Below are 11,484 nucleotides of genomic sequence, written 5' to 3'. Positions count from 1 at the left end.
AAAATAGATAACTTTTCTTTGAGACGGGTTTTCTTTAAATCCTTATTATCACATGTTACATTTACATACTCTTTTAAATAATCAAAATAATTACTCTTAACAGATTCATATCCCTTTCTAAAAGGCAATATCCCCAAGAGAAGCTTTGCTTCTTGATGCTCAAGACTAACGGATTCAAGAAGATCACAAACTTTTTTTTCCTTTTTGATTTCTTCAAGTTCATTGCTGAGCAATGCAACCGCATACAAAAATTTCGCATCAACAAAACCACTTAAAGATAATTCTCGAAGCAGATATTGTGCGGTATGAGAATTTTTTTCATTTGATACTATGTCTCTCGCCAACTCATATTTTACATACTGGAGCATCCATTCTAATTCTTTTATTGCTTTCTTTTCTCCCATTGTATTTAAGTACTCAGTTGGCTTAAAAAAAATCGGGTTACTTAATCCAATACAACTCAAGACCCTGGAAGCTTCAATCCCAACTCTAAAATTGGTTCCTTCAGTAGCCAGCAAGACATCAGCAAAATGCATTTTCCATGACTTTCCTGATTCACTTTGAATCAAGCTGCCATAAGTTTCTATATTGTGTAACTCCATCATTCCAAGTACAAAACTACTCAAGGGGAAAAAACACTTCCCTGAATTATTCATATATTTGACAGCTTCCTTGATCAGCTCTTGCTGATTAGTGGTACTACCTTCCATAACTTCCTTGAACTTTATTATTGCATGTGCATACATTGCATGTGGGAGTTGCTGCTTCGCCGCCTCACAAATTTTATCCTTACCTACACTTTCTTGCCCTTTTTTTAACATCTCAACTCCTCTAACGTAATCTTGAATAACATCATCAAAGTCAGATTGATCCATTGAAATATTTGACTGATCCATTAAGATACTTGAAATGTCTAATGAACTATCCAATGATAAGTCACCCATTTTTTTATCTGAACTTTCCTCTGGTATCGCAAGACTATCAATCAATTGATTGTAATCAAGTATCCTACGTAGTAATTCTTTTCTATACCTTTCGTAATGAGCATCTTTGAAGTAACTAATTTTTGGTAACTTATCATCAGATGACTTCTTTATTTTCCTCTTAGAACCACCAGCTAATATAGCTTCCCATTGATTCGATCCATGCATTCTGCCTCCTATAAAATCATTTCGTATATTTGGGTAGTAAGACCCCTGACCCACATTTATACTATAACAAGGATTTCCACCTTGTACACAATTATTTTGCATAACACCTTCATTATTTTTTTCTGCCACTCTTGAACTAGGTAGATTTGATGCAGAACAGCTCTTTTTTGATGCGGCAGAAGGTATAGATTTTCCTCCTTGACTTATAGGTACTGTACTGCTTTGTGGATCATGATCAGCAGATGATTGTCGACTTGATGAACTAATACTCTTCTCTGATCTATTGCTTACAGTCTCTACAACGCTTTGTGAATTCCTAACTAATGTATCATCACTATTTCCTGGTATACTTTTTTCTAGTAAAAAATCTTTTTCCACACCAAAAAACTGTAAAACATCAATCACATCTTCATGAACTTCCTCACCCTTTAGCAATTCTTCCATTGGCTCTTTACATATAGCAGCACAAACTGCTTTTAACTTATCTAAATTCTCATTCACAACCTTTGCTAACACTTCTCTAAAGAACCAGTTATTACTCACATGACTACCTAAGTTCAATAATTGGATTAATCCTAATACTGTGCCGTTTATAGATTCTCCACTATTTATCTTTTGATTTAATTCATTAAGTTTCTTTTCTTTTATACTCTTATCCTGTGTTGTGTTTTTTAGTGTAAATGACTCGCCTTTTATCGCTTCATCTTGATGCTTAAAAAACAACGTTGATATTAAAGCACCTAATATAGTTGGTCTTAGTTTTACTTCTCCTTTTTCCTTTCTTAGTTCCTCTAGCTCGTTCATGAGTTTTTCTTTGCTAATCCTGTTTTTATTTATTACCTTTTTTCCTAGATATTCTAGTTGATATACGAGATCTTCACTGCTCATTTTTTTCATATCTTTCTCTATTCCTTGATCTAACAAATCTTGTATAGAACTTTTGTAAGATTGTTTATCTTCCACCCATGAACTTATTACATCTGCTACTGTTTCTTTTATCATATTGTAGGCTTCACGAAATTCTTGCTTCTCTTGAAACACTTTCCATCTCATGAAGCGAATACAATGATAAATATCACCACTTAACATTACTGATACTGTATCTTTGTAACCCAATTTAATTGCTTTCTTTAAAAACTCTTTTATAACTGAATCTTGGTAATCAAAGTTTTTTTTCATCTGCACAACTCGGCTTTTATCAAGGTACTGTTCTCCATTACACAAAATATGTGCTCTTCTATATATTTTTTTTGCAATACATAGTACTATTTCAGGAGGACATGGCTGCTTAAGTACATATTGTAATAAGTCTATTGGTTTTGAATAACCAGTAAAAGTTCCTTTCCATTTGTATTGACTCTCTACTATATTTTTTCCTTTATTTTTCTCCTCTTTTTGACAAATCATTTCCAGTAACTGTACGTTACCCCTTTGACATACAAGTTCTACAATTTCTTTACGCTTCTCTTTTGTTATTTCGTCGTTAATAAGCTCAAAGTGTTTAAATGTATCTTCTACATCTACACAAGTCTTACTACCAACAGCAAGAATATTGATTCCTTTTTTTATCTCACTCACTGCCTTAGATATTAAATCCTCTTTTTCTTCATCTGTAGGTCCTCCTTCACCCTTCTTTTGCTTGAGATCAAGTATAGTTCTTCTCGTCAATCCACTAAAAGCTAGTTCATCACTACTACAATCCTCTTTTGCTTTTTTCTCAGAGGACATCTCATTTACATCCCTCATAAAGTGATCACTAATACTAGCTAAACAACAACTACTTGGAATTTCTGACGTTGTAATTTGACTGGATAATATTTCAACATCAAAAAACTGTAAAACATCAATCACATTTTCATGAATTTCTTCACCCTTTAGTAATTCTTCCATTGGCTCTTTACATATAGCAGCACAAACTGCCTTTAACTGATCTAAATTCTCATTCACAACTTTTGCTAACACTTCTCTAAAGAACCAGTTACTAGACAAATGAGAACCTAAGTTCAATGATTTGATTAACTCTAATACTATGCCGTCTATACGTTCTCCACTATTTATCTTTTGATTTAATTCATTAAGTTTCTTTTCTTTTTCGCTCTTCTCCACTCTTGTGTTTTTTAGTGTAAATGACTCGCCTTTTATCGCTTCATCTTGATGCTTAAAAAACAACGTTGATATTAAAGCACCTAATATAGTTGGTCTTAGTTTTACTTCTCCTTTTTCCTTTCTTAGTTCCTCTAGCTCGTTCATGAGTTTTTCTTTGCTAATCCTGTTTTTATTTATTACCTTTTTTCCTAGATATTCTAGTTGATATACGAGATCTTCACTGCTCATTTTTTTCATATCTTTCTCTATTCCTTGATCTAACAAATCTTGTATAGAACTTTTGTAAGATTGTTTATCTTCCACCCATGAACTTATTACATCTGCTACTGTTTCTTTTATCATATTGTAGGCTTCACGAAATTCTTGCTTCTCTTGAAACACTTTCCATCTCATGAAGCGAATACAATGATAAATATCACCACTTAATATTACTGATACTGTATCTTTGTAACCTAATTTTATTGCTTGCTTTAAAACCTCTTTTGAATCTTGTACAGCATAATGCAAGTTTCCTTTTATCCTTGCAGCTTGTTTGCTACCAAGATATTGTTCTCCATTACACAAAATATGTGCTCTTCTATATATTTTTTTTGCAATACATAGTACTATTTCAGGAGGACATGGCTGCTTAAGTACATATTGTAATAAGTCTATTGGTTTTGAATAACCAGTAAAAGTTCCTTTCCATTTGTATTGCCTTTCTAACTTCTTGTCTCCTTTATCCTTCTCCTCTCTTTGACAAATCATTTCCAATAACTGCACGTTACCCTTTTGACATACAAATTCCACGAAATTCTTACGATCTGATTGCTCTATTAGATCATTAGCCACTTCAAATAATGCAAATATCCTTTTTGCATCAAACTTTGCGTATTTATTATCCTGTTCTTCATTTTCGTTTTCTGGATCATATTCTGTATTTTTAGCTAAACATAGTTCGTATGCTAGCCTTATTAGTAGTTCAGACTTATTTTGGGAAGCCAACTCTGGATGTTCTTTCATCCACTTTTTTGCATTAATATCTAAACCTATTTTTTCTTTTAATAACTCATACCAACGTTCTCCTTCCGCAACCACTTTTGCAGAACTTGTAGCTAGTGGTTCACATCTATCAGTAGATTTACTTCCAGTTTCTTTAGCAGATTTCTTGGAAGATTTTTGCCTTTTTTTGACCGGCTTAGATGCTTCATCTCCCTTGGAAGAAGAGGAAGGTTTTGAAGTATTTGGCATAGTTACCCCTTATATCTATGAATAAAAAACACTGTATATACCATAAAAAACTAATAGTTTAATAGACATATTTTCAAACCCTGTCAATTAGCTTTGCAAACCCTCACTTTTTTGTGATTTTTGGAAAAAGTAAACAATAAAATCTTTTGTGAAGCTAATTAGCATGATGTTTTTGCTGAAAATATTTTTTAAAAAAGTGGTTGATTTATGGTTTTCTATCCTAATAATAGTATTAGCACAAGTATATTTATTATGTAATGTTGAATGGAGGATAAAATGAATTTTGACCAATATGTTAAAGGTGATTCCTTAATAATGAATACTAAAGGTACTGTAGTGGACATAGAAAGATTGGTAAGCTTTTTACAAAATAATACACACATTAAAAAGCTTTCTCTAGCCAGTTCAGATATTGGCGATGAAGGTGTAAGAGAATTAGCTAATGCTAATCTTATAAATCTTACTTCTCTCCATCTGGAATGGAATAAAATTGGTAATGAAGGTGCAAAAGCTTTAGCTAACGGCAATCTTACAAACCTTACTTCTCTCCATCTAAAATGGAATAGAATTGGTGATAAAGGTGCAAAGGCTTTAGCTAACGGCAATCTTACAAATCTTACTTCTCTTACTTTGGTAGGGAATGAAATTGGTTATATAGGTGCAAGAGCTTTAGCTAAGCTTTCAAATCTTACTTCGTTTACTTTGGTAGGGAATGAAATTGGTGTTAAAGGTGCAGAAGCTTTAGCTAAAGGCAATCTCACAAATCTTACTTTTCTTCATTTAGAATGTAATAAAATTGGTGATGAAGGTGCAAAGGCTTTAGCTAACGGCAATCTTACAAATCTTACTTCTCTTGCTTTAGGATGGAATGAAATTGGTTATATAGGTGTAAAAGCTTTAGCTAAAGGCAATCTTACAAACCTTACTTCTCTTCATTTGAAATTGAATACAATTGGCGCTGAAGGTGCAAAAGCTTTAGCTAACAGCAATCTTACAAATCTTACTTCTCTTCATTTGATGGTGAATGGAATTGATCATAGAGGTGCAAAAGCTTTAGCTAACGGCAATCTTACAAATCTTACTTCTCTTAGTTTGGTAGGGAATAAAATTGGTGATGAAGGTGCAGAAGCTTTAGCTAAAGGCAATCTTACAAATCTTACTTCTCTTCATTTGGAACGGAATAAAATTGGTTATATAGGTGCAACCGCTTTAAGGAAAGCATTAAAGAAGGGTAAGTTTCCAAATCTTGCTTCTCTTAGTTTGGTAGGGAATAAAATTGGTGATGAAGGTACAGAAGCTTTAACTAAGTGTACAAGTCTTACTTCTCTTCATTTAATAGAGAATAAAAAATGGGCAACTACGCCATCTAGAGATACTTTAAATAGAAGGTTTTCCTTAGAGCCAGTATCTATAGAATCTTTCAACAAATTTATACAAAGAGCAAAGCAGCAAGAGGCTGGTGCAGTTGTAGGTTATGATGAAGTTAGTAAAGAGAAGCAAAAGGATTTTAGCCAATATGTGAATGGCAACGCTTTAGTAGTATCAAGTGCTATAATCAATATAAACGAGCTAGTAAGCTTTCTACAAAGTAGAACAGACATTACAAAACTTAGTTTAAAAAGCGCAAGGGTTGGTGCTGAAGATGCAAGAGAATTAGCTAAGCTTACAAACCTTACTTCTCTTCATTTGGAACTTAATACAATTGGTGCCAAAGGTGCAAAAGCTTTAGCTAACGGCAATCTTACAAACCTTACTTCTTTTGATTTGAAATGGGATACAATTGGTGATAAAGGTGCAAAAGCTTTAGCTAACGGGAATCTTACAAATCTTACTTCTCTTAGTTTGATAGGGAATAGAATTGGTGCCAAAGGTGCAAAAGCTTTAGCCAAGGGCAATCTTACAAATCTTACTTCTCTTGATTTGAAATGGGATACAATTGGTGATAAAGGTGCAAAAGCTTTAGCTAACGGGAATCTTACAAATCTTACTTCGCTTAATTTAAAGGGTAGCAAGATTGGTGATAAAGGTGCAAAAGCCTTAAGTGAAGCATCAAAGAGTGGTAAGCTTCCAAATCTTACTTCTCTTGATTTTGGAATGACTCTTGACCAGCATGTTAGAGGTAATTCTTTAATCATAATAGGTACTAAAATAAATATAAGTAAATTGGTACGCTTTTTACAAAATAGAACAAATATTACTAAACTTAGTTTACAAGAGGTAAAAATCGATGATAAAAGCGCAAAGGAATCAGCTCATTTGATGAATAAAATTGGTGTTGAATGTGCAAAAGTTTTATCTAAGCTTCCAGATCTTGCTCCTTCTTATGTGGTAAGGAATAAAATTGGTGCTGAAGATCTGAAAAAATTAGCTAAGCTTCCAAATCTTACTTCTCTTCATTTGATAGGAAATGAAATTGATTATAAAGGTGTAAAAGCTTTAGCTAACGGCAATCTTACAAAGCTTACTTCTCTTAATTTAAGGGGTAGCAAAATTGGTGCTGAAGGTGCAAAAGCTTTAAGTGAAGCATTAAAAGATGGTAAGCTTCCAAATCTTACTTCTCTTGATTTGGGATGGAATGAAATTGGTGCTGAAGGTGCAAAAGCTTTAAGTGAAGCATTAAAAGATGGTAAGCTTCCAAATCTTACTTCTCTTGATTTGGGATGGAATGAAATTGGTGCTGAAGGTGCAAAAGCTTTAAGTGAAGCATTAAAAGATGGTAAGCTTCCAAATCTTACTTCTCTTGATTTGGGATGGAATGAAATTGGTGCTGAAGGTGCAAAAGCTTTAAGTGAAGCATTAAAAGATGGTAAGCTTCCAAATCTTACTTCTCTTGATTTGGGATGGAATGAAATTGGTGCTGAAGGTGTAAAAGCTTTAAGTGAAGCATTAAAAGATGGTAAGCTTTCAAATCTTACTTCTCTTGATTTGGAATGGAATGAAAAAATTAGTAAAGAGAAGCAAAAGGATTCTAATGTAGGTAAATGGGCTATTGTTAAGAGTACACTTTCTGGTATATCTACTGCTAAGCATTCTACAACGTTGCAGGCTTCATCCAAATGATTAAGTATACACAACAAGCTCTTCTTTGTAGTAATCCAGCATAACGCAGAATTGGCCTACTTTTGCCATATGGACTGCTGATCTTCTATGAAAACTCAAACATTGCAAAATAATAAAAATATTATGTTGAAATTAGCTTGACTCATGTTATATATTATATACAATATATTATTTATCTATACTAGGAGGGGAGTATGGTTGGGGTTAAAGAATCTGTGGAACATATCTTGCCAGTGGGTAATAAACAAACTAACGCACAAGAACTAAATTATGAATTAAATCCTGAGCAAGAGTATTTTTATAAATTAAATCTTGAGCAAGAGTATTTTGAAACAGATGAACTATTTGATGATGAATATGAGTTAATTAAATCAGAACATCTATCACAAGTTCTGTGTAATGATCCGTTAGAAACCTTAAGAAAGCGAGGATACTCAGAGAGTGAGATAGATGAAATATACAATCAGGGTGATTCTTGGTGGACTCAAACAGTCATTTCGCCATTTGAAAGTTATAATATGGTGCCACCATCTTTGATGGATAGTCGAGATTCATTACGTAAACAAGTGTGTGTTTGGTTTACTGAAGAACATAAACTTACAGAAAGTGAAGAGGAGTTAAACAAAGAGCTACTAAATATTTTAAAGTATCTAGACTGGTATGATGAAAGTGTTCCCTTTGATTATGATAATGGTGGTGTTTATGAGCTTGAAGAATTTTTAAAAAATAATAAAAGCAATCCGGATCTAAAAGTTGTTCTTAACCTTAAAAGAGGGGAATCTGATGCAACAGTACTGCATGCGGTTTCAGGGGCTCATATATATGAAGTGGGTCGCAATCAGGAAGATCAAGCTGTAAGTTTGCTCTTGGCAGCAGGAGCAGATCCCAACACAAAAAACATCGAAGGAGAGACGCCTTTGCACTATGCTGCTGCTAGTGGTAATAGTAAAGGTGTAAGCTCACTACTTCGGGGAGGTGCTAATCCAAATATATGTGATAGACAAGGAAAAACTCCACAACAGGTTGCAATTGATAATGGTCATTACAATGTGGCAGGGCTTCTTTTAACTAAAGAACAAGAGGAATTGAAACAAGAATTATGCAACATTTGGTTCAATCATTCAGATTTTTTTGCCTTAAATAAATTAAAAGAGCTTGTAAAAAAGTTTTTAGATGAACATAAGAGTAACCTAGACCTAAAAGTGGTATTAAATATTTGGGGAGCGTTATTTCTTAAATACGCTGATGATATTTGTTATTGTAACGCAGGTATTTCTGATGTTAATGAAGCTATTGGTGCAGAAATAAGAGACTTATTTTTGAAGGCAGGTGCATCATGTGATGTACCTCATTGCATAGCAGAGGAAAAACGTCCCCTCGTTTTATGGCACCATTTAATGCCAGATCAAAAGAAAAAATTAGATGATTTTTTAGACAGGGTATCTAAAGCTGAAGATATGGACAAACTAGAAAAAGTTGTAGATGAGGCAATCAGATCTGGAGTGCGGCTAAATTTTAACAAAGACTTTTCTCCAGAAGACCCTATTGCATGTAACTGGTATAGTTTCACAGATTATGTGATAAAAAGAATTGGTGAGTTAAATAAGTTAAAAAGGAATTCTGAAGTTGCTAGTGATATAGTGTATAATTTGGTATCAGCAGGGGCAGTATTGTATAATGAAAATAGTATTAATGTAATTAACGAACTGGAATTAGAATTTAAGTATCATAAAAATAATATCTTTGATGCTTATGCGAGCTACGTCGATAATGCTTATAAACTTGTTAAAATTGCAAGAAGTGCAGCCAATAATAAGCTGAATGATGTAAGAATGGATAACTCTGTTCTTTATTTGGAATATTCAAAAGATAGCACAATAAATGTTGCAATGATCACAGATAAAGTAAGAGATCTAGAGCTAAATCAGAAAGAGGTAGGATATAGAAGAAGTATAATAAAGATCGGAAAAAGCGAGGTGGATATTATAACAGAAAATGGTATAAGGAATTACACTAACCTTGCAGATAATAGTGATATAGTGTTAACTTTCCCTACCAGTCAGGGAGAGTTAGAAGTTAGATTATATCCTGATAAGCAAAATGAAGGTCAAATAAGGGTAGAAGTAAATAATCAAGATCTGCTAGAGCAATTAAAAAATTGTGGAGAAAAATTAGGTAAGAATTGTTTACTTGGTGGATATTCGGTTTATGATGCTATTGAGCAGGGGTATTTTAAAAGGTATGGAAAACCTAGTCAATCTCATAGTACATCTAAAACTTGGGCAGATAAAGTACAAGAATCAAGGAAAAGTCAGCGTGAGGAGATATTAAATTTATGAGCAAAAAATGAAGCGAAAGATATTGGCTTTGCTATTTCAAAAACATCTTGCTTTATTTTATTATTTTAGTAGTAGTATAATATTTTGGGAGGATTTATGCATAATGCAATAGAACAAAACAACCTTAGTAAGGTTAAAGAGCTTGTTAGAAATGGAGCAAGTATTCACACTAGAGATGTAAGTGGCAGAAAGCCTATGCATTCAGCTGCCAAGTTTGGTCGTAATAATATTATAGAGTTTTTGTTAAGCAAAAAAGTAAGTATTGATGATGTTAACAGTAATGACAGTACACCACTACACTTTGCTGCTGGATATGGTCAGTTAGATACTGTAAAGTTTCTTGTAGGCAAAGGAGCTAACATTAATTTTAAGAATAGCATTGGTGGCAGAAAACCTATACATGATGCTATCATTGGAGGTCATAAAAATATTGTGGAGTTCTTATTAAGCAAGGGAGTGAGTGTTAATGATGCTGATGAAATTGGTAGGACCACATTACACTATGCTGCATCCGAGAATAAATTAGAAGTGGCAAAATTTCTAATTGATAAAGGGGCTAATATTTATGCTAATAATACTTGTGGTCAAGAGCCTATACATCTTGCTGCTTACGCAGGGCGCGTAAATATTATAGATTTGTTCTTGAGTAAGGGAGTAAGCATTGAAAATACCGATAAAAATGGTTTAACCCCACTACACTATGCTGCTCGATTTGATCACTTAGATCTTACAAAATTTCTACTTAATAAAGGAGCTAATATTCATGCTAAAACCATTAAGGGTCAAAAACCTATACATCTTGCTGCCCGCGGAGGATACAAAACTGCTAATACTGCTAATATTGTAAAGTGCTTCTTAAGCAGCGGAGTAAGTATTAATGATACTGATACAAATGGGTTAACTCCGCTACATTATGCTGCTAAACATGCTGAATTGGAGGCTGTAAAACTGCTAATAGATGAAGGGGCTGATATTCATGCTCAAACTGTTGATGGTCAAAAGCCTATACATCTTGCCGCTCGCGGAGGAGGACGCACAACTCCTAATATTATAGAGCTATTCTTAAATAAGGGAGTAAGCATTAATGAAATTGATGCAAATGGTTTGACTCCGCTACACTATACTGCTGGTGTTGATGGGTATTTTAAAGAAATCACTGCAAGGTTTCTAATTAATAGAGGTGCCAATACTCAAGTTAAAGATAATAATGGCAAAACACCTTTAGATCTTGCTAGAGAAACTGGACGTATGGGAATTGCAAGTATGTTAAGTACTACAAAAGTGACGGATGTATCATTACACCAGCACTCTGGATCAAGTAAATTTCTCAGTAGAGTTTGAGAAGGATAACGGGAGAAAAACTTTATCTATTTAAAGTAGAAAATTATCATAAATTTTGTGTTAATTTAAAACTAATTAGTGTTAAAAATTTAAGTGATCTAGCTGTTTCTAATAACCACAATCAGCATACGCGAGAACAAGTTTTTTTGGGATGGGTTGGTCTACCACTTGACCCATACGAACTTTTTAATATAGTAACTTTACTATAACGCTAAAATTAGCCATATTAGCCCATTTTATCCATATCTACATACGAA

General features: G+C 33.5%; 5 protein-coding genes. 4 read left to right on the top strand and 1 reads right to left on the bottom strand.

What is annotated here, in order from left to right:
- Window positions 1-4,487, bottom strand: a 4,487-nt coding sequence (locus ABWU65_RS08150) for a hypothetical protein (protein ID WP_353280618.1), incomplete at its 3' end; no start/stop codon positions are given.
- Window positions 4,488-4,763: 276 nt separating this feature from the next.
- On the opposite strand from ABWU65_RS08150, the gene ABWU65_RS08145 reads away from it, so the two are divergent.
- The 4 genes from ABWU65_RS08145 (at window position 4,764) to ABWU65_RS08130 (ending at window position 11,436) form a co-directional block, all read left to right on the top strand.
- Window positions 4,764-7,547, top strand: coding sequence for a hypothetical protein (locus ABWU65_RS08145; RefSeq protein ID WP_353280002.1), 2,784 nt, complete (start codon window positions 4,764-4,766; stop codon window positions 7,545-7,547).
- Between the two features lie 194 nt (window positions 7,548-7,741).
- A complete protein-coding gene (locus tag ABWU65_RS08140; protein ID WP_353280003.1) occupies window positions 7,742-9,886 on the top strand; it encodes an ankyrin repeat domain-containing protein in 2,145 nt (714 codons plus the stop codon).
- 96 nt (window positions 9,887-9,982) lie between these two features.
- A complete protein-coding gene (locus tag ABWU65_RS08135) occupies window positions 9,983-11,227 on the top strand; it encodes an ankyrin repeat domain-containing protein (protein ID WP_353280004.1) in 1,245 nt (414 codons plus the stop codon).
- On the top strand, window positions 11,224-11,436 hold the full coding sequence (locus tag ABWU65_RS08130) for a hypothetical protein (protein WP_353280617.1): 213 nt from the start codon (window positions 11,224-11,226) through the stop codon (window positions 11,434-11,436). The genes ABWU65_RS08135 and ABWU65_RS08130 overlap by 4 nt, the downstream gene beginning before the upstream one ends.
- Window positions 11,437-11,484: the final 48 nt, after the last annotated feature.

Source organism: Wolbachia endosymbiont (group B) of Silvanus unidentatus (genome assembly GCF_964028615.1).
Classification (GTDB): Bacteria; Pseudomonadota; Alphaproteobacteria; order Rickettsiales; family Anaplasmataceae; genus Wolbachia.
The sequence above is the reverse complement of the archived record's forward strand: the minus strand, read 5'-3'. Positions and strand labels throughout refer to the sequence as shown.

Coding starts and splice junctions, on each gene's coding strand:
- ABWU65_RS08145 (WP_353280002.1), top strand. CDS start 4,764: ATGAATTTTGACCAATATGTTAAAGGTGATTCCTTAATAATGAATACT.
- ABWU65_RS08140 (WP_353280003.1), top strand. CDS start 7,742: ATGGTTGGGGTTAAAGAATCTGTGGAACATATCTTGCCAGTGGGTAAT.
- ABWU65_RS08135 (WP_353280004.1), top strand. CDS start 9,983: ATGCATAATGCAATAGAACAAAACAACCTTAGTAAGGTTAAAGAGCTT.